The organism is Pantoea stewartii (assembly GCF_011044475.1).
Taxonomy (GTDB): Bacteria; Pseudomonadota; Gammaproteobacteria; order Enterobacterales; family Enterobacteriaceae; genus Pantoea; species Pantoea stewartii.
Map to the genome: position 1 here is coordinate 720,122 of NZ_CP049115.1, position 21,357 is coordinate 741,478.

Here is a 21,357-nt window from a genome sequence, read left to right on the forward strand (position 1 = left end):
ATAAAATCCTTTTATCTGACCATTTATTGATTAAGATCATTTTCAATGGTGCAAAATAAAATATTAACGATATTTATGTAAATTTTGCATTTTCCATTAATTATTTATGCTTCTGATGCCGATAGAGAACGAAACCGCTCCTTATCAGGAATCTTATTATGAAAATCTCTACACGGCTTGCGACGGGTTTCGGCCTGCTCATTCTCCTTTTGATCCTCTGTACTGCCGTTTCTCTGACCTCCCTGCATCATGCCAAAACGGGCATGGACGATGTCGTGAACAGCAAAATGAGAAAATACCAACTTATTCTGGATATGCGTGGCGGACTGCGCGATCTGGCGATAGCCGTGCGAAATCTGGCCCTGCTCACCGACGACAAAGAAATGCAGCCAGAGTTACAACGCCTTAATACGCAGAAAGCATTGTTCATTCAAAACCGCGAGACACTTGAAACCATGATGCAGACTCAGTCTACAGCGGAAGAACAGGCTGCCCTGAATCATATCAGGGAACTTGAAGCTCCGATGATGGCGTCCTTCGTGACGGCCGGGCAACTGGGACTAAAAAATGAGCAAACAGAAGCGACGCGCTATCTCATGACGACCCTGCGTCCACTGCAGCGCAATATGCTGGATGCGCTTAATAAAGCCACCGATATTCTGATGTATAGCAGCCGTAACGCCGTAGAAGTTAACAGCCAGTCCACCAGCCGGGCGTCGGTAACGCTGGTGCTGTTAGCCGTGCTTTCTGTCCTGTTCTCGGTAGCAACCGGCTATGTGATTACGCGTGTGCTGATGCGTCAACTGGGCGGTGAGCCCGCCCAGGCGCAGGCGCTGGCCGCTGCAATTGCGGCGGGTGACCTGACATCCAGCGTTTCGCTGCGTCGCCATGACACCACCAGCCTGCTTGCGTCCCTGGATGGTATGCAGGCGAAGCTGCGCGGGCTGGTCTCAGAAATTAAACAAACGTCGGGCAATGTTGCCCTGGCGGCAGAGGAAATCGCCCAGGGAAATACCGAACTCTCCTCGCGTACTGAACAGCAGGCTGCTGCCTTGCAGGAAACGGCGGCCAGCATGGAGCAGTTAACTGCGACGGTAAAAAGTAATACCGCCGGTGCTCAAACTACGGCCTCAACGGCGCGTGAAACGGCAGAGCTGGCCCGCAGCGGTGAGAGTGATGTCCACCGCATGTCAGAAACCATGAACGATATTTCCCTGAGCGCCGCCAAAATTCGCGATATCACCGGCGTGATAGAAGGCATTGCTTTTCAGACCAATATTCTTGCGCTGAATGCCGCCGTTGAAGCCGCGCGGGCGGGTGAACAGGGACGCGGATTTGCGGTCGTGGCAGGCGAAGTCCGCACGCTGGCCCAGCGCAGCGCCACTGCCGCAAAAGAGATAAAATCCCTGATTGAGCAGGCGGTGGAGCAAGTGGGAAGCGGCGTCAAAGTGGCCAACGGTACGGGTGAAAGTATCCTGAAAATTGTCAGCATGGTGGGCGACCTCGCGAGTGCGATGGATGAAATTTCCCTTGCCTCCGCCGAACAGATGCAGGGCATTTCACAGGTCAGCGTCGCGGTGAGTCAGATGGACAGCGTAACGCAGAATAACGCGGCACTGGTGGAAGAATCGTCTTCGGCTTCACAATCTCTGTCCGAGCAGGCCCATGCGCTGCGCGGCATGGTAGAAGCCTTCCGCGTGTAACGCCATTGCGCCACGTCATCGCAGGTAAGGTATGACGTGGCACAACGTTGTTTTACTTTCTGGACTGACGGGGACGAGGCCAGAACAAGGCAGCCTGCCCCCAGTCCGCTTCGTGTTCTTCTGACTGCCAGACTTCACCCTCGTAGATGGTGAAGGTCTCACCCTGTTTATTGACGCGCGGGCCACTATAACCTGTGGCGATGCCATTGCGCCTCACGCTGTCCAGCAAACGCTGCCGCTCCGCCCTGTCGGCAGGCCCGGCGCTGAGCCGTGAGGGCAGTTGCAGCATCTCCGCCAGGCTGTAGTGAAAACAATCCAGCGCACAGCGGTTGGCATAGACAAAAACCGGATCGGCCTCACGGTTATGCGCGAGAATACTGTACGGCGCATCCTCGTGGAGCCAGCGGTAACGATCGGCTACGTGCTCAGGACAGTATAATCCGTTGCCAGTCAGCATCCGGTAGCGGTCATCAATGCGTTTCAGTAAGGCGATTTGCTGTTCAGACGACATGCTTCTCTCCGTAACGAAAATCAGAATGCGAAACGCTAATGTGGCGGGATTACACGGGGAGATCAAGGGCGGGAAGATGACAGCGCCAGGTGCGTTTTGGCTGTTTTGCGGCCGGGATAGATATTAAGACGCGTCGGGTATAAAAAAAGACCGAACACTATTCCAGGTATTCGGTCCAGGGAAAGGGCTCTCAAGGAGCCGTGCGCTAAAAGTTGGCATTCGTTCAGGCTTTCGCCTTGCCTGTAAAGCGTAGGCCAAGACAGGAGATTTTCCAGCCAGCGCAGCGGCGCTGTGCAAAAAACCGACAGGTTTGTGATCGGCTAAACAATTTTGCCGACAACCCTGCCGTATCGCGTGTTATTTCGCGCACAGCGCCTGAGCACGATCGACGATGGGCTGCAGACTCATCATCTGACCCGGATGGGCTTTATCCGGGGCCTGAATCACGCTGATCGGCTGCGCTTTAACCTGACCGGCCTTGAACTGCGCATCCGCTTTGTCGTTGAGGGGATACTGCATCAGCGTGCTGGGGTTAATCGCAAACAGCGCGCCGTCTTTCTCGCAGGTTAACATCACCTCTTCCCGGTTAAAGGGCCACTTCTCTTTGCCAATTTCGAAGCGGCTGACGGTGATAATTTGTGCCGCCAGCGCCTGGCCAGCCAGTGTGAATAACAGCAATGCAGGGATCGCTTTTTTCAGCAACATAACGTTCCTTTCTTGAATGTCGGTCATTTCAGGTTGGCGACAGCGTAGCAAACACACTCACCAACCCCACTACGCCGCATGCCAGCACAATTTCCAGCTGAGTCATGCGAATAAACTGCTGCTGTGCGCCCAGGCCAGCGACATGAAAACGCGGAACTAATCGGTAGCGGTTCCAGAGCGCAATCATCACCATAAGGCCCACCAGCGCGACTTTACAGAGCAACAGTACAACATAACGGTTAAGCGACCAGTCACCCGGCCAGCCTGCAATCAGCAGGCTGTTTACGAGTCCGGTGACCAGCGTCAGGGCCACAGCCAGATGCCCGTAGCGGGAAAAACGCATCATCGTGCGGATTGCGGTGGTTCGGAAGGCAATGTTCCGTGCCATCTGCATCAACACCAGTAACGGCACCAGGCCACCCGTCCAAAAAGATGCGGCGATCAGATGTACAACGTGATTACCTTGTTGCGCGATGCCAGCCAGCCCCTCTCTCATCGCGGCATGGCCGATGAGCGCCAGACAACCACACTGTAGCAGACTGGTCAGCCACCCGATCCACTGCCGCTGCGGGTCACGCATCAGGATAGCGGCTACGCTGCACAACGAAAAGAGGAGTTGCCATTGCCACACCGCGCCCCAGTGTGTAGACAGCACCGCCATCCATACGTCCGGCACGGCCAGGTTGTGCCAGTCGCCACTCATCAATGCCGTCTGCGCGGCCAGCATACACAGCGCAGTCAGGAGTGCCAGGATTGCACTGCCTGTCATCAGGCGTGACAGGCGCGATATCAGCGCCGCCCGTAACGAAACGGGTGCCAGCAGCGTCGTACAGAAATGGCTGCCGACCAGTACTATAACCGCCGTAAAATGCAGTGCCCGCAGCACCACCCACAGTGTCGTCACAGGATTACTTCACGGTGAACGTATAGTTTCCGTTTGTTTTATGCCCGTCCACGGACAGCACATGCCAGTTTACCTGATACGCGCCCTGAGTCAGCGGCTGAGCGAAGTTAACCCGTAACTGGTTATGCCGGGCTTTATCGCGGCTGATCTTGCCCGCAATCGTTTTATGCTGAGCATCCACCACCTCAACGCCGCTGAACGCGGGCTCAACATCTTCCGTAAAATTCAGGGTTATCTGCTGCGGCGCGGGCGATATTTCGGCTTTTGCGGCGGGGACAGAGGACGTAAGATGCGCGTGCGCCAGCGCGAACGGACTAAAAGCCAGTGTCGAGGTCGCAAACGCGATCATTGCGCCATGCGAAAGTAATGTTTTCTTCATAACATCATCCTGTTAACGCCTGGTAAGGCCATAAACGTGGCGCAAGAATACGCCGCTGCAATTTAACTGTCGAGGCCAGCAATGCTATCCTTTACCTTGCGTATGGCGGAGGAAAACATTACTTTTGCGCACGCATATCAGGAGAATATCATGAGTCATAACCTTGCCTTGCTGTCGCAGGAAGAGAAAGACAAAGTCAACGTTGATCTGGCGGCGGCAGGCGTTGCATTTAAAGAACGCTATAACATGCCTGTGGTGGCTGAAATGGTGGCCAGTGAACAACCCGAAGCCCTGCGCGACTGGTTTCGTCAGCGCTTGATGCACTATCGCCAGGCCTCTCTGAATCTGTCCCGCCTGCCCTACGAGCCTAAACAGAAATAATGTTACGTGTCATTGATACAGAAACCTGCGGGCTGCAAGGCGGCGTTGTCGAAGTGGCATCCGTGGATGTGATTGACGGCCAGATCGTCAATCCTATGAGCGATTTGGTTTCACCCGACCGCCCTATCAGCCGCCAGGCGATGGCCGTTCATCGCATCACTGAAGCGATGGTGCTGGGTAAGCCGCCGATTGAAGATGCCATTACGCGCTACCACGGCAGTGCATATTATGTCGCGCACAATGCCAGCTTCGACCGCCGGATGTTGCCTGAGATGGCCGGCGACTGGATCTGCACCATGACGCTGGCACGCCAGCTGTGGCCAGGGATCAAATACGGGAATCAGGCGCTGCGGCACAGTCTGAAGCTGGAAGTGACGCCGCCCGCAGATTTACATGCTCACCGCGCACTTTACGACTGCTATGTTACGGCGGCCCTGTTGATCCGCATTATGGACCTGTCTGGCTGGAGCGCCGCTGAAATGAGCCAGCGCTCTCAGCCTGCCGCCCAGCGCGATGATGTACTGCCGTTTGGTAAGTATCGCGGCCAGGCGCTGGCCGTCATTGCCCGCAAAGATCCGGGTTACCTGAAATGGATGCTTGAGAACGTTAAAGATTTGCGCCCGCCATTGCGACAGGCGCTGCGTAAATATCTCAGTCAGCTTCCCTGAGGTCAGGCGGGGGCAGACTCCCCTGGGCCAGTGCAATGATAAAGGTCAGCTCCAGCGCGACGCCTTCGTAGGCTTTATAACGCCCTGACTTGCCCCCGTGCCCTGAGTCCATATCGGTACAGAGCAGGAGCAGTGTGTCATCCGTTTTATGTTCACGCAGTTTTGCGACCCATTTCGCCGGTTCCCAGTACTGCACCTGTGAATCGTGCAGGCCTGTGGTAACCAGCAGATGAGGACAGGGCCGGGCGTCAATATTGTCGTACGGGCTGTACTGACGAATAGCGTGGTAATACTTCGCCTCATTTGGGTTGCCCCATTCGTCATACTCGCCCGTGGTCAGCGGAATTGATTCATCAAGCATGGTGGTTAACACATCGACAAACGGCACCTGCGCAACGACGCCGTGATACAGCGTCGGTGCGAGATTGATGACCGCCCCCATCAGCAGTCCGCCCGCACTGCCGCCCATGGCATAAAGCCGGTCCGGGTGCCCGAAACCCCTTGCCACCAGTTCATGGGTAACGTCAATAAAATCGGTAAAACTGTTCATCTTATTGAGCAGACGACCGCCGTCATACCACTGTTGCCCCAGCTCACCGCCGCCACGCACATGCACAAGTGCATAGACGAAACCGCGATCCAGCAAACTCAGCCGGCTGACGCTAAAGTCCGCATCCATGCTGCTGCCATAGGCACCATAACCGTAAACCAGCATCGGGTTCTGTCCCTTCTGATAGTACTTGCGGTTATAGACCAGCGAGACCGGCACTTCGGTGCCGTCAGTCACGGTAATCCAGTGATGTTCACTTTTGTACTCATCCGGATTGAAGTCTTTGACGCTGCTCTGCTTTAAAATACGGCGTTCACCCGTGTCCATATCCAGTTCGAACAGCGTGGCAGGCGTGGTCATGGAGGAGTAGCCATAGCGCAGTTTACTGGTGCGTGGCGTGGGGTTGTAAGCCAGCCAGGTCACGTACGTAGGATCGTCAAATGCGATACCGCTGGTTTCGCCCGTGTGCCAGTTCATTTGCCGCAGGCTGGTGAGGCCGCGCTGGCGTTCCTCGACAACCAGCCAGTCACGGAAGAGCTGAAAGTCTTCCATCACCACATGGTCACGCGCGGGGATCACGGTTTCCCAACGCGATTCGTCGAGGTAACGCGTGCGGTACAGGCCAAAATTTTTGCCTTCACGGTTTGAGCGTATAAAAAACGTATAGTCATAGTGATCGAGGCTGTACTCGTGATCGCGTCGCCGTGGCAGAAAGACCTGTGGGAGGGCGTCCGGCAAATCGGCGTCCAGCAGCTGAATTTCACTGGTATTGGTACTGTCCAGTACGATCAGGATGAACTGTTTTGAGGTGGTTTTATGAATGCTGAGGTGAAAGGTATCATCCTTTTCTTCATAAACCAGCTGGTCATCGCTTTGTGGCGTGCCCAGTTCATGCCGCCAGAGCTGGTAAGACAGCAACGTTTGCGGATGCTTGCGCACATAGTAGAGCGTGCGTGAATCATTCGCCCAGGCAAAGCTGGAAGAGGCATCATTCAGCACCTCAGGATACCAGCTCCCGTTTTCCAGATTGCGAAAGCGAATGCCGTACTGGCGGCGGGAAAGGAAATCTTCAGCCAGGGCCATGACCTGATTGTCCGGGCTGATATGCAGCGCGCCCATAGTATAAAAATCACTGTGTGAAGCCCGCTGATTGGCATCCAGCAGCAACGTCCATTCATCAGTTTCCTGATAACTGGCAGGCTGCCGGTAATAGGCGGCATATTCATTACCACTTTCATAACGGCTTTGGTAGCGGTAGCCATTTTTTACGTAGGGAACGGAATGGTCCTGAGGCGGCAGTCGGTCAATGATCTCGTGGAGAATACGGTTTTGTAATGGCTCCTGTGACGCCATGATTTTCTGACCATAGTTGTTCTCAGCACGCAGGTAGTCCAGCACATCGCTGTTTTCGCGTTTGTCATCGCGCAACCAGTAGTAGTTATCGACCCGCGTCTCGCCATGCAGCGACATCTCGTAAGGTATTTTTTTCGCGTCAGGTGCTTTCATATCATCCATCCTGCTGAACATCATCAACATTAAGGGTGGCACTAATGTCTTCAGATGCCAAGTCAGGGATAGTGAGTATGAGCTTGTTCAGGGCCCTGTTACGGGCCCGGACATGGGTTAACTGGCCTTCTGCTGATCAATATCCTGCTGGATACCTTTTCGGACATCCTGCGGAATTTTTAGCGCGTCGCCCAGTGCCGACAGGTAGCTGCGCTCCATAAAATGATCAACATCAATGGCGGCACAGCTGAGAAAATAGAGTTCCAGTGCTTCTTCTTCATTTTTAACATCCGCCGCCAGCCATTCGGGGTCCAGCGGCCGCTGCATGGCCTGCTGGATCAGTTTCTCCGCATCCTGACCATAGCCTGCCTGATGAATGTTCTGCTCAATCGTCGCACGTTCACGGTCATCAATATGCCCGTCGCTTTTGGCGGCAAACACCAAGGCCGTGACCAGTCGTTCTGCGCGCTGATCAACCGGCGTCTGTAACTCACCAAAACCCGGTTCGTCCTGATGGGTTTCACGCACCCGCTGTTTGTATTTGTTCCACAACACCGCGCCCGCTGCTGCCCCGCCGCCGATGATTAAGGCTTTGCCGCCATATTTAGTTAACAGCTTGCGTGATGATTTACTGGCCACCAGCAATCCCGCCAGGCCACCCAGCGCACCGGGGGCCAGCATCTCACTCAGTCCGCCGCCGGATTTGCCGTCACCGCTCTTTTTTGCCAGTACTGATTGAATCTGTTGCAGCCAGTTATTCATTATTTACTCCCGTTACCATCCAGAAACATCATCATTACCAAAAAGATGTCAGGAAACGTCAGAGCAGGAAAAGTAGCGCAAACGAGATGAAATGTGCGCAAGGGGTGAGAACGCAAACGTTTTCGTTTATACTGCGCGCGAATTTTGACTGGTTGACTGCTTAGGTGAAATGATGACGACTCTCGGAACTGCGCTACGCCCTGCTGCCACGCGCGTCATGCTGTTAGGCTCAGGAGAACTGGGCAAAGAAGTCGCGCTGGAATGTCAGCGTCTGGGTGTGGAAGTGATTGCGGTTGACCGCTACGCCAATGCGCCTGCGATGCATGTAGCGCACCGTAGCCATGTGATAAATATGCTGGACGGCGACGCACTGGCCGCCGTTATTGCCCAGGAGAAACCAGACTTCGTGGTGCCTGAGATTGAAGCCATCGCAACAGAGAAACTGCTGGAGCTGGAGCAGCAAGGTCAGCGCGTCGTGCCCACTGCCCGCGCTGCCCGCCTCACCATGAACCGCGAAGGCATTCGTCGTCTGGCCGCAGAGGAGCTGGCGCTGCCCACTTCAACCTACCGCTTTGCCGACAGCAAAGAAAATTTTGTCGCTGCCGCCGCCGGGATTGGTTTTCCCTGCATCGTCAAACCCGTTATGAGTTCATCCGGCAAAGGCCAGAGTTTTATTCGCGATGCCAGCCAGCTGGATAAGGCCTGGGATTATGCGCAACAAGGCGGTCGCGCCGGGGCGGGACGCGTTATCGTTGAAGGCGTGGTGAAGTTTGATTTTGAAATCACCCTGCTGACCATCAGGGCCGTTGACGGCATTCATTTCTGCGCCCCTATCGGTCATCGCCAGGAAGACGGCGATTACCGTGAGTCATGGCAGCCGCAGCAGATGAGCGACCTGGCGCTACAGCGTGCCCAGCATATCGCGGAAACCGTGGTCAACGCACTGGGTGGCTATGGATTATTTGGTGTGGAGCTGTTTGTATGCGGCGATGAAGTGGTATTCAGTGAAGTCTCTCCGCGTCCGCACGACACCGGCATGGTGACGCTGATCTCGCAGGATCTGTCAGAATTCGCCCTGCATGTCCGCGCGTTTCTGGGGCTGCCTGTAGGGGCCATTCGCCAGTACGGCCCTTCTGCTTCAGCCGTTATTCTGCCGCAGTTAACCAGCCAGAATGTCCGGTTTGCGAATGTAGAAGCAGCACTGGGGGCGGGTTTGCAGTTGCGCCTGTTTGGCAAGCCCGAAATTGAAGGTCAGCGTCGTTTAGGTGTTGCTCTGGCCTGCGCCGAGACAACGGAAGAGGCTGTTGCGCGCGCGGTAGCCAGTGCGGCTGCCGTCAGCGTTCAGGGTTAAGTGAGTGCGGTGAGCCTGCGGGCTCACCGTCTGCCCGTTAGCGGGCCCCCGCGACGGCCTCGCTGGCCAGTTGCGTAATACGCTGCCAGTCCCCTGCTTCCAGCGCCTCGTTCGGCACCAGCCAGGAGCCGCCGATACAAAGTACGCTTTTCAGCGCCAGATAATCACGGTAATTCGCTGGTGAGATACCGCCCGTCGGACAGAAACGCACCTGAGGGAAAGGCCCACCGATGGCCTGTAGCGCTTTTACCCCACCGTTGGCTTCGGCCGGGAAAAATTTAAACTCTCGCAGACCGTAATCCATGCCGGTCATTAATTCTGACACCGTGCTGATGCCGGGAATAAGCGGAACTGGCCCTTCAACGGCGGCCTTGAGTAAGGACTCGGTGATACCAGGGCTGATTACAAACTGTGCGCCCGCTTCCGTCACTTCCTGGAGCTGCTGTGTGTTCAGCACCGTTCCCGCACCGACAATAGCCTCTGGCACCTGTTTGATAATGGCGCGTAAGGCATCCATCGCCACGGGCGTGCGTAAGGTCACTTCCAGCACCCTGACGCCGCCGGCGACCAGCGCCTGAGCCATGGGAACCGCATGTTCCAGCTTGTTAACCACGATTACCGGCACGACCGGTCCGGTTTTCAGAATCTGTTCTGCACTCGTTTTCCAGTTTTTCATCACTTCCCCTGGTAAATAACATTGTGATCACTGCGCCGAAGCCTTTACAGCGCCAGTCCGGTTAACAGCACGACTACCATACAGGATTCTCCGTTTCACCGTCCATCAACGGATAAAATTTTTAAAACAGCAGTTCATTTTTGAGAGGTGGTGCAAAAAAAAGCCCGCATTATGCGGGCTGGGAAGGGATTATTCGAATTCATTCCAGGAACGGCCGTCTCGCGTGATCATCGCGACGGACGCCACCGGTCCCCAGGTGCCGGCCTGATAAGGTTTGGAGGAATCACCATCTGCGGCCCAGGCGTTGATGATGGAGTCAACGTAAGTCCAGGCGGCTTCCACCTCGTCACGGCGCACGAACAGTGCCTGAATGCCGCGCATCGATTCCAGCAGTAAACGCTCGTACGCATCCGCCAGATGAGACTGGTTAAAGGTTTCTGAGTAGCTCAGATCCAGCTTGGTCGTCTGCAGTTTGTGTTTGTGATCCAGACCCGGCACCTTGTTCAGGATCTCAATGTCCACCCCTTCATCCGGCTGTAGACGGATGGTCAGTTTGTTCTGCGGTAACTCGGAGTAAGAGTCTTTAAACAGATTCATCTCCGGGTTTTTGAAGTACACCACGACTTCAGAACACTTGGTCGGCAAACGCTTACCGGTGCGCAGATAGAAGGGCACGCCCGCCCAGCGCCAGTTGTCGATATCGACGCGAATGGCCACAAAGGTTTCCGTAGAGCTGGTTTTGTTGGCGCCCTCTTCTTCCAGGTAGCCGGGGACTTTTTTGCCCTGCACAAAGCCGGCGGTGTACTGACCCCGCACCGTTTTCTCACGGACATTCGTCTGATCGATAGGACGCAGCGAACGCAGCACCTTCACTTTCTCATCGCGTATGCTGTCGGCACTGAGATCGGAAGGCGGAGACATTGCTATCATGGTCAGCACCTGTAACAGGTGGTTCTGGATCATATCGCGCATCTGCCCGGCTTTATCGAAATAACCCCAACGGCCTTCAATGCCCACCTCTTCAGCCACGGTAATCTGCACGTGATCGATAGTGCGGTTATCCCAGTTGTTCACGAAGATGGAGTTTGCGAAACGCAGCGCAAGCAGATTCAGAACCGTTTCTTTCCCCAGATAGTGGTCAATACGGAATACCTGACTCTCATCGAAATACTCGCCTACGCTGTCGTTGATTTCTTTTGACGTTTCCAGCGACGTGCCGAGCGGTTTTTCCATCACCACGCGCGCCGGTTTCGCATTGAGCTTGGCCATGCCGAGGCCCTGACAAATGGCCCCGAAGGTGCTGGGCGGCATGGCGAAATAGTTAATCGTGGTGCGGTTTTTCTGATCCAGCATCTTACCCAGTCTTGGGAAATGCGAAGTATCGTTGACATCAAGGTTACAGAAATCGAGACGGTTACTGAGCTTATCCCAGAGCGCTTCGTCAATCTTTTCCTTCATGAAGGTTTCTAACGCCTCACGCACCACTTTGGTGTATTCAGCTTTATCCCACTCTGCACGGCCAACGCCGATAATCCGGGTTTCTTCATGAATCTGACCCGCTTTCTCTAACTGATACAGCGAGGGCAACAGTTTACGACGGGCGAGATCGCCTTTGGCGCCGAAAATTACCAGATCGCATGCCTGGGCTATTTGTGTTACCGCCATTTTCCTCTCCTCGTTGCAGGATAGTCCCGGTGGCGATGCATCCTGAGCACCGGGTCCATGTTGTTATTTACTTTCAGCACAATGTACTTTTTTCCCCAGGCCAGGTAAACCAGCCCGCGGCGTCACCCTACTTACTCTGCGCGTAATTCGCGTCTGTGGTAGGTTGACCCGTGCGCTTTTGCTTATTTTTCTGTGTCAAAAATTGTCTGGCTGCAGCCAGTGCGACGCTGATTATGGCAAAAAAAGGGCCAGCCGACTTATCAGACCTTGCCCCGCGGCTGATTCTACAGGGTCACCCCGGCAGCATTGTCTTTCTTCTCAGCATTTATCCATTCTAACAGATATTTACTCCCTATCCGGTCGGGATAATGCGCCGGTGCAACACTTGCCGCTTTACACTTTTCGCTGTTTACACCGGTTTCGTGGGCCAAACAACAGACGATGCCTTCCCCACCGGCAAACGAACGACCGCAACAGCCTGGTCTGTTACGCGCGGCCCGGCTGTAACTACGATACAGATTAACGGGCTGTTCATCCTGCCGCGTCGTGACACGCAGAATGGCTGCGTCACTTGCGTCTGGTCAATTAAGCTGGCGCTAGCGTCGAAGGGGGGATGACTTCCTCGGTGAGTCTCAGTATTGTATCTGACAAAAGCGCCTTTACTGGACGTCTTCCGGGCGCAGTGCCACAGTTCTGACACACTCGAATGTATAATAATACCTCTGTGTGGTAATCAGTATCTGACGGGCTAATACCTTAAAAAGTAACGATTCAGCTCAGTTCCAAAATTCAAAGGAATCTCTATGTCCCGACGTTTAAGAAGAACCAAGATCGTAACCACTCTCGGCCCAGCCACTGACCGCGACAACAATCTCGAAAAAATCATTGCTGCTGGTGCCAACGTTGTGCGTCTTAACTTTTCACACGGTACGCCCGAAGATCACCAGATGCGTGCCGATAAAGTGCGTCAGATTGCGGCAAAACTCGGTCGACATGTGGCCATTCTGGGCGATTTGCAAGGCCCTAAAATTCGTGTATCCACCTTTAAAGAAGGTAAAGTCTTCCTGAACGTGGGCGACCGGTTCCTGCTTGATGCGGCACTGGGCAAAGGCGAAGGCGATAAAGAACGCGTTGGCATTGACTATAAAGGTCTGCCCGAGGATGTGGTACCCGGCGATATCCTGCTGCTGGATGATGGTCGCGTACAGTTGAAGGTGCTGGAGGTTCAGGGCGTCAAAGTGTTTACCGAAGTAACAGTAGGTGGCCCGCTTTCTAACAATAAAGGCATCAACAAACTGGGCGGAGGCCTGTCGGCTGAAGCCCTGACGGAGAAAGACAAAGCCGATATTATTACGGCCGCCAAAATCAACGTGGACTATCTGGCGGTATCCTTCCCGCGTTGTGGTGAGGACATGCACTATGCCCGCCGTCTGGCGCGCGATGCGGGCTGTGACGCGTTAATGGTCGCGAAAGTAGAACGTGCCGAAGCGGTCGCCTCGCAGGAAGCCATGGATGACATCATTCTGGCCTCTGACGTGGTGATGGTTGCCCGTGGCGACCTGGGCGTGGAAATTGGCGATCCGGAACTGGTCGGGATTCAGAAAGCCCTTATCCGTCGTGCGCGCCAGCTGAACCGTACCATCATCACCGCGACACAGATGATGGAATCAATGATCACCAATCCTATGCCGACGCGCGCTGAAGTCATGGACGTCGCCAACGCCGTGCTGGACGGCACCGATGCGGTAATGCTGTCAGCCGAAACCGCTGCCGGTCAGTATCCGGCGGAGACCGTTGCCGCCATGGCAAAAGTCTGTCTGGGTGCCGAGAAAATCCCAAGCGTAAATGTCTCTAAACACCGTCTGGATGTGCAGTTCGATAATATCGAAGAAGCGATCGCCATGTCAGCCATGTACACGGCGAACCACCTGCAGGGCGTGACCGCCATTATTACCATGACGGAATCCGGTCGTACGCCATTGATGACCTCACGTATCACATCAGGTTTGCCGATCTTTGCCATGTCACGCCACGAACGTACGCTGAATATCACCGCGCTGTATCGCGGCGTGACGCCCGTGTTTTTCGACAGCGATAACGAAGGCGTGGCCACCGCCCATGACGCCGTTAATCTGCTGCGTGACAAGGGCTTCCTCGTCTCCGGTGATTTAGTAGTCGTCACGCAAGGGGATGTGATGGGGGCAACCGGCACGACTAACACCGGCCGGGTGCTGCGCGTCGATTAATACCGCTTTTCATACACATCTGTATTACCATTTAAACGCGGCTGCCTTGCAGTCGCGTTTTTTGTTTTTTCATAAGGAGGCCAGATGGCCCGTTATCAACCCATCCGCCAGTTGACCGGACGCGTGATGCTGTTTCCGCTGGCGATGGTGCTTTATGAGTTCGCCACCTATATTGCTCACGATATGATCCAACCCGGCATGTTGCTGGTCACCGCCGAATTCGACGTAGGCGATCAGTGGGTTTCCACCTCTCTCACGGCCTATTTGCTGGGTGGCGTGGTTTTACAATGGCTGCTTGGCCCGTTGTCCGATAAATATGGCCGCAGGCCTGTGCTGCTGTCCGGCATTCTGTTTTTTGCCGCCGCCTGTATTCTGACTACCTGGGTCAGCGACATTGAGCAGTTTGTCAGTCTGCGTTTCCTGCAGGGAATTAGCCTGTGTTTTATTGGTGCGGTCGGCTATGCAGCCATTCAGGAAGCGTTCGAGGAAGCACTGGCCGTGCGCATTATGGCGCTGATGGCGAATGTCGCCCTGCTGGCACCACTCGCCGGGCCTCTGGCCGGCGCCGCCTGGCTCACGGTCGGAAGCTGGCGCAGTATGTTCTGGCTGTTTGCCGCCTGCAGCGCCGTGGCGTTTATCGTACTCTGGCGGGTCATGCCTGAAACCGCCGGCGATCGTCACCAGTCCATTGCGCTGCCGGTGCTGGCGCGCAATTATGGCCGACTGATAAAAGATCGTCAGGTGATGTTTGGGTCCTTTGCCATCGGACTGGTTTTCATTCCCATTCTGACCTGGGTGGCCCTGTCCCCGGTCATCCTGATGCGTGATGAAGGACTTTCACGAATGGAGTACGCCCTGCTCCAGCTGCCGGTATTTATGGCAATGATTGCCGGTAACCTGACCCTGAGCAAACTGGTTGGCCGGATGCCGATTGAGCAACCTGTGAAATTTGCCGCCTGGCCCATATTACTCGGGTTAAGCCTTGCTTTATTTGCCACGCTGATAAACACACACAGCTATTTGTTGATTACCGCAGGATTAAGCCTGTACGCGTTCGGCGGTGGGATGGTGAATGCCGGACTTTACCGGCTGACGCTCTATGCCAGCGATGAAGGGAAAGGCAGCGTCGCGGCCATGCTGGGCATGATCAGCATTTTGACACTGGCTACCGGCATTGAGCTGGCGAAGCACTTCTATTTTAGCGGTGGGGTGATCTGGTTTAGCCTGATCAACTTTATCAGTGGTGTCCTGTGGTTTGGCCTGGTGCTGATGTTTCTGCGGGAACGCAGGCGTCACGCCAAAGTAACGCCCGTATAAATCAGAAAGGCCGCCATGCGGCCTTTCTTTATTTACGAGGATAAAGCTCGTCTCGCGAGTAGGGTTCGACATCACCCGCTTTTCGGGTTTTAAGCAGTTTCAGTATCCAGGTATATTGTTCCGGATGCGGACGCACAAACACTTCTACCTCTTCATTCATCCGGCGCGCCAGTTGACGGTCATCCGCTTCGAGTAAGTCATCCATCGGCGGACGAACGTAAATTTCCAGCTTATGCCTTGCTCCGTTATACACCGGAAACAGCGGCACGACGCGGGCGCGACAGACTTTCATCAACCGGCCAACGGCGGGTAAGGTAGCTTTGTAAGTGGCAAAGAAGTCGACAAACTCACTGTGTTCCGGCCCGTGATCCTGGTCAGGCAGATAATAGCCCCAGTAGCCCTGACGGACCGAACTGATAAACGGCTTAATGCCATCGTTGCGCGCATGCATACGACCACCAAAACGACGGCGGACACGGTTCCAGACATAGTCCACCAGCGGATCGCTCTGGTTATGGAACATCGCGGCCATCATCTGTCCCTCTGAGGCCAGCAGCATGGCCGGAATGTCCACAGCCCAGCCATGCGGCACCAGAAAAATCACGTTCTGCTTGTCGGCCTGCAGTTGATCAATGATTTCCCGACCGTGCCACTCAACCCGCTGTCGGATCTGTGCCGGATCGCGCATACCCAGCTCGGCCATCATGGCCATGGCTTGCGGTGCGGTGGCAAACATCTGATCGACGATCGCGTCACGCTGAGATTCGCTTAATTCAGGCAGGCAGTAATAGAGATTGATGAGCGCACGGCGACGCGCGCCTTTCGCCAGCTTACCAGCAAACTTGCCGAGCCCTCCCAGAAGCGGATCGCGCACGCGAGGCGGCATCAATGCAATACCCGCCAGCGCGCCAATGGCCAGCCAGCTGCCCCAGTATTTTGGCTTTAAAAAAGAACGTTCAAAAACGGGAATAAATTCAATGTTATTTTTTTTACGGGTTTCCATGCACTCGCCTCAATCAATGACGGGCTAATGATAGTGGCGACGAGTAAATTTGCAATCATCCTGCGCCAGAGATAAAAAAGTCGACGGCCATGCCGTCGACGTTATCAAAGTATTTACTTCATCCCCAACTGCGGTAACCAGCCTTTGACCTGAGCAAGATACTGCGAACGATCTTTGCCCGTCAGACCTTCCATGCGCGGCAGCTTGGCCGTCAGGGGATTAACAGCCTGATTATTAATCCAGATCTCAAAATGCAGATGCGGTCCGGTTGAACGGCCGGTATTGCCGGAGAGCGCAATGCGATCGCCACGCTTTACCTTTTGCCCCGGTTTCACCAGCACTTTTTTGAGGTGCATGTAACGCGTCATATACTGACGGCCGTGACGGATGGCCACATAGTTACCGGCGGCACCGCCGTTTTTGGCCACCACGACTTCGCCATCGCCCACAGCCAGCACAGGCGTACCAACCGGCAGCGCGAAATCGACACCTTTGTGCGGTGCAATTCGGCCCGTCACCGGATTAAGACGGCGCGGATTAAAGTTCGACGAGACACGGTACTGTTTCACGGTGGGGAAACGCATAAAGCCCCGCGCCAGGCCCGCACCGCTGCGGTCGTAAAATTTGCCGTCTTCGGCCCGAAACGCGTAATAATCTTTGCCGCCGCTGCGCAAACGCACACCCAGTAGCTGGCTTTGCGCGCTCTTACCTTCCAGCATTTCGCGCGACATCAGCACGCTGAATTTATCGCCCGCGCGTAACTTACGAAAATCCATCTGCCACTGCATGGCTTTAATCACGCTGCTGGCCTCTGCACTGCTTAAACCGGCACGCATAGCGCTGGCGGCGAAGCTGCCGCGGACTTCGCCCTGAATCACACTGTTGCGCCATTCACCCTTTTGCATCTGCGACTGCATGCTAAAGCCACCTTTATCGGTGCGCGTATAGGTGCGGGTTTCACGACGCGAGATTTCCCAGGTAAAGGTATCCAGTGCGCCGGCATCATTGAGCGTCCAGCTGAGCTGCTGACCGACCTGCAAATTACGCAGATCTTTATCGCTAGCCACCAGCGCATTAATGTCGCTCATGTCGATGCCATACTGGTTCAGTGCGCTGCTGAGCGTGTCACCCGAGGAGACGGTGTAATCGTGCGTGCCTGCCGTATCGGCGACATCCTGATCGACGTCGTCTGAAGGCAGTTCTTCATCGGGTTCGGGCGTGGTTTGATCGATAGGTTCACTGGCTTCAGGAAGCAGTGTGCGAAACTCGTTTTTGTCTAACTCAATGGCTTTGACGATGGGCGTAACATCATCATTCGGATGGTAAACATAAGGCCGCCAGACTGCGACGGCCAGAGTAACAACGGTTAACGATCCCAGCATAACGCGGTGGGGGCGCGGCAAATTATTAAATGCGAGGGCGACAGAGCGGGCTATCTGCTGCACGTTAAACTATTCCTCTATGCTCCTTTCAGGCAGGTCTCATACTGGCTCGACAGCTGTGAGAGGAATTTCACATAGCTGTCTTTTCCTAAGCTGATGTCTGTGCCCAGTGGATCGAGCGTGCCTTTACGCACCTGCGTTCCACGGGCAACAGCATCGATGACCGCCGGCCTGAATTGTGGCTCAGCAAAGACGCAAACGGCCTTTTTCTCAACCAACTGTGTTCGAATTTGATGTAAGCGCTGTGCACCCGGTTGAATTTCTGGGTTAACGGTAAAATGCCCGGTGGGCGAGAGACCGTAGTGTTTTTCAAAGTACGTGTAAGCGTCGTGAAAAACGAAATACCCTTTATCTTTAACGGGGGCAAGCTGTGAGATAATGCGCTTATCTGTGTCCGCTAATTCTGCCTCAAAATGCTGCAGGTTGGCGTCAAGTTTGGCTTTATCCTGCGGCATAAGTTCCAATAATTTTTCATGGATTGCAACCGCGGTTTTTTGCGCGATTTCAGGTGACATCCACAAGTGCATATTAAACTCACCGTGATGGTGATGATGCTCTGCATCGTGATCGTGCTCTGCTGCCTCATGGTCATCGTGATCATCGTCTTCACCGCCCCGCAGTAACATCGTTTTTACGCCGGGAATTTGTACTATCTCAAGATTCTTTTTTTCTGGCAGGGCGGCGGCTGATTTGGTCATAAACGCTTCCATTTCTGGTCCCACCCAGACCACTAAGTCCGCGTTTTGTAAGCGTTTTACATCAGACGGGCGCAGGGCATAATCATGTTCGGATGCGCCATCAGGCAGCAAGACCTCCACCGGTGTTACCCCGTCCGCAATCGCAGAGGCAATGAAGCCAACAGGCTTAATGGAGGCCACAACATTGGCATGAGCGGGCAAAGCAACGGCGGTAGCAAAAGCAAGCGCAGCCAGGGTAAAACCCACCCCTTTTTTATTATGTAACATAATGCGTCATTCCTTCGTCATCAACAGATTGGATGTGATATTATAACATTCGAAATTCTGCGCAACCTGTAAATCTTATGCCATCACTTGTCACACTTGAAAATGTCTCCATCCAGTTTGCTCAACGCACCGTCCTGTCTGGCGTGAGCCTGGCGCTTCATCCTGGTAAAATTTTGACGCTGCTGGGTCCCAATGGCGCGGGTAAATCGACGCTGGTGCGCGTGGTACTCGGCCTGCTCGCGCCCTCATCCGGTCAGGTGCATCGCAGTGCGAACCTGCGTATTGGTTATGTGCCCCAGAAACTGCACATCGATCCGACGTTACCGGTCACTGTCGAGCGTTTTATGCGTTTGTCACGTGGTGCACGTCATCAGGACATTCTGCCTGCGCTCAAACGCGTTCAGGCCGGTCACCTGCTGACCTCTCCCCTGCAGAAACTGTCCGGTGGCGAAATGCAGCGCGTCCTGCTTGCGCGTGCGCTGCTTAATCAGCCACAGTTGCTGGTGCTGGATGAGCCGACACAGGGCGTGGACGTCAATGGTCAGGTCGCGCTCTATGATTTGATTAACCAGCTTCGTCATGAGCTGAACTGTGCGGTATTGATGGTCTCTCATGATTTGCATCTGGTCATGGCCAAGACAGACGAAGTGCTGTGCCTAAATCATCATATCTGCTGTTCCGGCACGCCCGAGGCTGTCTCTCAGCATCCGGAATTTATTGCCATGTTTGGGCCACGCGGCGCGCAGGAACTGGCTATCTATCGTCATCACCATAATCATCGTCACGACTTAAAGGGACGTATCGTACTTCGCAAGGGACCGGGTCCACTATGATTGAATTATTGCTACCGGGCTGGCTGGGCGGCGTCATGCTGGCGCTGGCCGCCGGTCCTCTGGGTTCGTTTGTCGTCTGGCGCAAGATGTCTTACTTTGGCGACACGCTGGCCCATGCCTCACTGCTGGGCGTTGCGTTTGGTTTAATGCTGGATGTAAATCCTTATTATGCCGTGATTCTGGTCACGGTTTGTCTGGCGCTGGGGCTGGTCTGGCTGGAACGCCGCCCGCATCTGGCCATTGATACCTTGCTGGGCATTATGGCGCACAGTGCGCTGTCACTGGGACTGGTGGTCGTCAGCCTGATGTCGAATGTGCGGGTCGATTTGATGGCCTACCTGTTCGGCGATTTGCTGGCGGTCACCCCTGCCGATCTCGGGGCAATGGCTGCAGGCGTAGGTTGTGTTTTAGCGGTCATGGCCTGGCAGTGGCGCCCGTTGCTGTCGATGACCATCAGCCCCGAACTGGCGCAGGTCGATGGCGTGAATATTCAACGCACCCGGTTAATCCTGATGCTGGTGACCGCGCTGACTATTGGCGTGGCGATGAAATTTGTCGGGGCGCTGATCATCACCTCGCTGCTGATTATCCCGGCTGCGACGGCGCGACGCTTTGCACGTTCACCGGAAATGATGGCCGCGATTGCGGTGCTGATCGGGGTAATGGCAGTGACCGGCGGGTTAACCTTCTCGGCGTTCTATGACACACCTGCGGGGCCGTCTGTGGTGCTGTGCGCAGCCATACTGTTTATCGTCAGTATGGTGCGCAAACCGGCGCTGTGATTACGCCTCTTTGGTGATACCGAAATGACGGTAAGCATGCTGCGTGGCCATCCGGCCGCGCGGTGTGCGTTGAATAAAGCCCTGCTGAATCAGGAAGGGCTCGATGACATCTTCAATCGTTTCCCGCTCTTCACCAATCGCCGCCGCAAGGTTATCCAGCCCCACCGGCCCGCCGGTGAATTTATCAATAATCGCCAGCAGCAGTTTACGATCCATATAGTCGAAACCTTCGCTGTCAACGTTAAGCATGTCCAGCGCGGTCACTGAGACTTCGCCGCTTAAGTTACCGTTTGCCCGCACTTCTGCAAAATCACGCACCCGGCGTAACAGTCGGTTAGCAATACGCGGCGTGCCGCGAGAGCGACGGGCGATTTCAAGGGCCCCCTCCTCGCTCAGCGCCAGGCCCAGACAGGCGGCACTGCGCCCGACAATATGCTGCAAATCTTTCACCTGATAGAATTCCAGCCGCTGCACGATACCAAAACGATCGCGCAGGGGCGACGTCAGTGAGCCCGCGCGCGTAGTGGCACCAATCAGCGTAAACGGCGGCAGATCAAGCTTAATCGATCGCGCTGCCGGACCTTCGCCAATCATGATATCCAGCTGATAGTCTTCCATCGCCGGATACAGTACTTCTTCAACGACCGGTGACAGGCGGTGAATCTCATCAATAAACAGCACATCATGCGGCTCAAGGTTGGTCAGCATCGCCGCCAAATCGCCCGCTTTCTCCAGCACCGGACCGGAGGTGGTGCGCAGATTGACGCCCATCTCATTAGCCACAATGTTCGCCAGGGTGGTTTTTCCCAGCCCGGGTGGGCCAAAAATCAGCAAATGGTCCAGCGCATCGCCACGCAGTTGGGCCGCTTTGATAAAAATTTCCATTTGCTCCCGCACCTGCGGCTGGCCGACATACTCGGTCAGCATCTTAGGCCGGATGGCGCGGTCGAGGCTCTCTTCTTCGCTAACGCTGGCGGCGGAGATCAGGCGATCGGCTTCAATCATGAA

At 54.9% G+C, this 21,357-nt stretch carries 20 protein-coding genes; 8 read left to right on the top strand and 12 right to left on the bottom strand.

The annotated features are described in order from the left end of the window. The first annotated feature begins 158 nt into the window (after positions 1–158). Positions 159–1,703, top strand: a complete 1,545-nt coding sequence (locus G5574_RS03305; RefSeq protein WP_033741952.1) for a methyl-accepting chemotaxis protein — start codon at positions 159–161, stop codon at positions 1,701–1,703. A 52-nt stretch (positions 1,704–1,755) separates the two neighbouring features. Here the strand turns inward: G5574_RS03305 and G5574_RS03310 are convergent, their stop codons facing one another. The 4 genes from G5574_RS03310 to copC all read right to left on the bottom strand — a co-directional run bounded on the left by G5574_RS03310 (position 1,756) and on the right by copC (position 4,202). Next, positions 1,756–2,214: an MEKHLA domain-containing protein gene (locus tag G5574_RS03310; RefSeq protein WP_058701798.1), complete on the bottom strand. Its 459-nt coding sequence runs from the start codon at positions 2,212–2,214 to the stop codon at positions 1,756–1,758. A gap of 357 nt (positions 2,215–2,571) precedes the next feature. Next, positions 2,572–2,919, bottom strand: coding sequence for a YebY family protein (locus G5574_RS03315; protein ID WP_006120293.1), 348 nt, complete (start codon positions 2,917–2,919; stop codon positions 2,572–2,574). Positions 2,920–2,947: 28 nt separating this feature from the next. Further along, positions 2,948–3,823 carry a copper homeostasis membrane protein CopD gene (gene copD / locus G5574_RS03320; protein ID WP_033741956.1) on the bottom strand — a complete coding sequence of 292 codons (876 nt, stop codon included), beginning with the start codon at positions 3,821–3,823 and terminating at the stop codon, positions 2,948–2,950. Between the two features lie 4 nt (positions 3,824–3,827). Beyond that, on the bottom strand, positions 3,828–4,202 hold the full coding sequence (gene copC / locus G5574_RS03325; RefSeq protein ID WP_033741957.1) for a copper homeostasis periplasmic binding protein CopC: 375 nt from the start codon (positions 4,200–4,202) through the stop codon (positions 3,828–3,830). A gap of 150 nt (positions 4,203–4,352) precedes the next feature. Between copC and G5574_RS03330 the strand changes: the two genes are divergently transcribed. Further along, on the top strand, positions 4,353–4,583 hold the full coding sequence (locus G5574_RS03330; protein WP_006120290.1) for a DNA polymerase III subunit theta: 231 nt from the start codon (positions 4,353–4,355) through the stop codon (positions 4,581–4,583). Further along, the gene (gene exoX, locus G5574_RS03335) at positions 4,583–5,251 is read left to right on the top strand and encodes an exodeoxyribonuclease X (protein WP_039343143.1); all 669 of its coding nucleotides are present in this window, start codon (positions 4,583–4,585) and stop codon (positions 5,249–5,251) included. The genes G5574_RS03330 and exoX overlap by 1 nt, the downstream gene beginning before the upstream one ends. Here exoX and G5574_RS03340 read toward each other — a convergent pair. Further along, positions 5,235–7,307 carry a prolyl oligopeptidase family serine peptidase gene (locus G5574_RS03340; protein WP_033741960.1) on the bottom strand — a complete coding sequence of 691 codons (2,073 nt, stop codon included), beginning with the start codon at positions 7,305–7,307 and terminating at the stop codon, positions 5,235–5,237. The genes exoX and G5574_RS03340 overlap by 17 nt on opposite strands. A 117-nt stretch (positions 7,308–7,424) precedes the next feature. Next, the gene (locus G5574_RS03345; RefSeq protein WP_033741961.1) at positions 7,425–8,069 is read right to left on the bottom strand and encodes a tellurite resistance TerB family protein; all 645 of its coding nucleotides are present in this window, start codon (positions 8,067–8,069) and stop codon (positions 7,425–7,427) included. A 172-nt stretch (positions 8,070–8,241) separates the two neighbouring features. Between G5574_RS03345 and purT the strand changes: the two genes are divergently transcribed. Beyond that, complete coding sequence (gene purT / locus G5574_RS03350) at positions 8,242–9,420, top strand: formate-dependent phosphoribosylglycinamide formyltransferase (protein WP_039343220.1); 1,179 nt, start codon at positions 8,242–8,244, stop codon at positions 9,418–9,420. A gap of 37 nt (positions 9,421–9,457) precedes the next feature. Here purT and G5574_RS03355 read toward each other — a convergent pair whose 3' ends face one another. Further along, positions 9,458–10,096 carry a bifunctional 4-hydroxy-2-oxoglutarate aldolase/2-dehydro-3-deoxy-phosphogluconate aldolase gene (locus tag G5574_RS03355; RefSeq protein WP_033741962.1) on the bottom strand — a complete coding sequence of 213 codons (639 nt, stop codon included), beginning with the start codon at positions 10,094–10,096 and terminating at the stop codon, positions 9,458–9,460. 189 nt (positions 10,097–10,285) lie between these two features. Then, the gene (gene zwf / locus G5574_RS03360; RefSeq protein WP_006120280.1) at positions 10,286–11,761 is read right to left on the bottom strand and encodes a glucose-6-phosphate dehydrogenase; all 1,476 of its coding nucleotides are present in this window, start codon (positions 11,759–11,761) and stop codon (positions 10,286–10,288) included. Positions 11,762–12,564: 803 nt separating this feature from the next. Between zwf and pyk the strand changes: the two genes are divergently transcribed. Continuing rightward, positions 12,565–14,007 carry a pyruvate kinase gene (gene pyk / locus G5574_RS03365; RefSeq protein ID WP_033741964.1) on the top strand — a complete coding sequence of 481 codons (1,443 nt, stop codon included), beginning with the start codon at positions 12,565–12,567 and terminating at the stop codon, positions 14,005–14,007. Positions 14,008–14,091: 84 nt separating this feature from the next. Beyond that, positions 14,092–15,324, top strand: a complete 1,233-nt coding sequence (locus G5574_RS03370) for an MFS transporter (RefSeq protein WP_033741967.1) — start codon at positions 14,092–14,094, stop codon at positions 15,322–15,324. 28 nt (positions 15,325–15,352) lie between these two features. On the opposite strand, the gene lpxM is transcribed toward G5574_RS03370, so the two are convergent. From lpxM to znuA, 3 genes are all read right to left on the bottom strand, one after another. Beyond that, on the bottom strand, positions 15,353–16,327 hold the full coding sequence (gene lpxM / locus G5574_RS03375; protein WP_039343145.1) for a lauroyl-Kdo(2)-lipid IV(A) myristoyltransferase: 975 nt from the start codon (positions 16,325–16,327) through the stop codon (positions 15,353–15,355). A gap of 113 nt (positions 16,328–16,440) precedes the next feature. Next, on the bottom strand, positions 16,441–17,772 hold the full coding sequence (gene mepM, locus G5574_RS03380; protein WP_164482027.1) for a murein DD-endopeptidase MepM: 1,332 nt from the start codon (positions 17,770–17,772) through the stop codon (positions 16,441–16,443). A gap of 14 nt (positions 17,773–17,786) precedes the next feature. Further along, positions 17,787–18,734, bottom strand: coding sequence for a zinc ABC transporter substrate-binding protein ZnuA (gene znuA / locus G5574_RS03385; RefSeq protein WP_039343147.1), 948 nt, complete (start codon positions 18,732–18,734; stop codon positions 17,787–17,789). Between the two features lie 77 nt (positions 18,735–18,811). On the opposite strand from znuA, the gene znuC reads away from it, so the two are divergent. Beyond that, positions 18,812–19,567 carry a zinc ABC transporter ATP-binding protein ZnuC gene (gene znuC, locus G5574_RS03390; RefSeq protein ID WP_033741975.1) on the top strand — a complete coding sequence of 252 codons (756 nt, stop codon included), beginning with the start codon at positions 18,812–18,814 and terminating at the stop codon, positions 19,565–19,567. Next, the gene (gene znuB / locus G5574_RS03395) at positions 19,564–20,349 is read left to right on the top strand and encodes a zinc ABC transporter permease subunit ZnuB (RefSeq protein ID WP_054633643.1); all 786 of its coding nucleotides are present in this window, start codon (positions 19,564–19,566) and stop codon (positions 20,347–20,349) included. The genes znuC and znuB overlap by 4 nt, the downstream gene beginning before the upstream one ends. On the opposite strand, the gene ruvB is transcribed toward znuB, so the two are convergent. Next, the gene (gene ruvB / locus G5574_RS03400; protein ID WP_006120271.1) at positions 20,350–21,354 is read right to left on the bottom strand and encodes a Holliday junction branch migration DNA helicase RuvB; all 1,005 of its coding nucleotides are present in this window, start codon (positions 21,352–21,354) and stop codon (positions 20,350–20,352) included. It lies immediately after the preceding gene. Between the last annotated feature and the right edge of the window lie 3 nt (positions 21,355–21,357).

Coding starts and splice junctions, on each gene's coding strand:
- G5574_RS03305 (WP_033741952.1), top strand. CDS start 159: ATGAAAATCTCTACACGGCTTGCGACGGGTTTCGGCCTGCTCATTCTC.
- G5574_RS03310 (WP_058701798.1), bottom strand. CDS start 2,214: ATGTCGTCTGAACAGCAAATCGCCTTACTGAAACGCATTGATGACCGC.
- G5574_RS03315 (WP_006120293.1), bottom strand. CDS start 2,919: ATGTTGCTGAAAAAAGCGATCCCTGCATTGCTGTTATTCACACTGGCT.
- copC (WP_033741957.1), bottom strand. CDS start 4,202: ATGAAGAAAACATTACTTTCGCATGGCGCAATGATCGCGTTTGCGACC.
- G5574_RS03330 (WP_006120290.1), top strand. CDS start 4,353: ATGAGTCATAACCTTGCCTTGCTGTCGCAGGAAGAGAAAGACAAAGTC.
- exoX (WP_039343143.1), top strand. CDS start 4,583: ATGTTACGTGTCATTGATACAGAAACCTGCGGGCTGCAAGGCGGCGTT.
- G5574_RS03340 (WP_033741960.1), bottom strand. CDS start 7,307: ATGAAAGCACCTGACGCGAAAAAAATACCTTACGAGATGTCGCTGCAT.
- G5574_RS03345 (WP_033741961.1), bottom strand. CDS start 8,069: ATGAATAACTGGCTGCAACAGATTCAATCAGTACTGGCAAAAAAGAGC.
- purT (WP_039343220.1), top strand. CDS start 8,242: ATGACGACTCTCGGAACTGCGCTACGCCCTGCTGCCACGCGCGTCATG.
- G5574_RS03355 (WP_033741962.1), bottom strand. CDS start 10,096: ATGAAAAACTGGAAAACGAGTGCAGAACAGATTCTGAAAACCGGACCG.
- zwf (WP_006120280.1), bottom strand. CDS start 11,761: ATGGCGGTAACACAAATAGCCCAGGCATGCGATCTGGTAATTTTCGGC.
- pyk (WP_033741964.1), top strand. CDS start 12,565: ATGTCCCGACGTTTAAGAAGAACCAAGATCGTAACCACTCTCGGCCCA.
- G5574_RS03370 (WP_033741967.1), top strand. CDS start 14,092: ATGGCCCGTTATCAACCCATCCGCCAGTTGACCGGACGCGTGATGCTG.
- lpxM (WP_039343145.1), bottom strand. CDS start 16,327: ATGGAAACCCGTAAAAAAAATAACATTGAATTTATTCCCGTTTTTGAA.
- znuA (WP_039343147.1), bottom strand. CDS start 18,734: ATGTTACATAATAAAAAAGGGGTGGGTTTTACCCTGGCTGCGCTTGCT.
- znuC (WP_033741975.1), top strand. CDS start 18,812: ATGCCATCACTTGTCACACTTGAAAATGTCTCCATCCAGTTTGCTCAA.
- znuB (WP_054633643.1), top strand. CDS start 19,564: ATGATTGAATTATTGCTACCGGGCTGGCTGGGCGGCGTCATGCTGGCG.
- ruvB (WP_006120271.1), bottom strand. CDS start 21,354: ATGATTGAAGCCGATCGCCTGATCTCCGCCGCCAGCGTTAGCGAAGAA.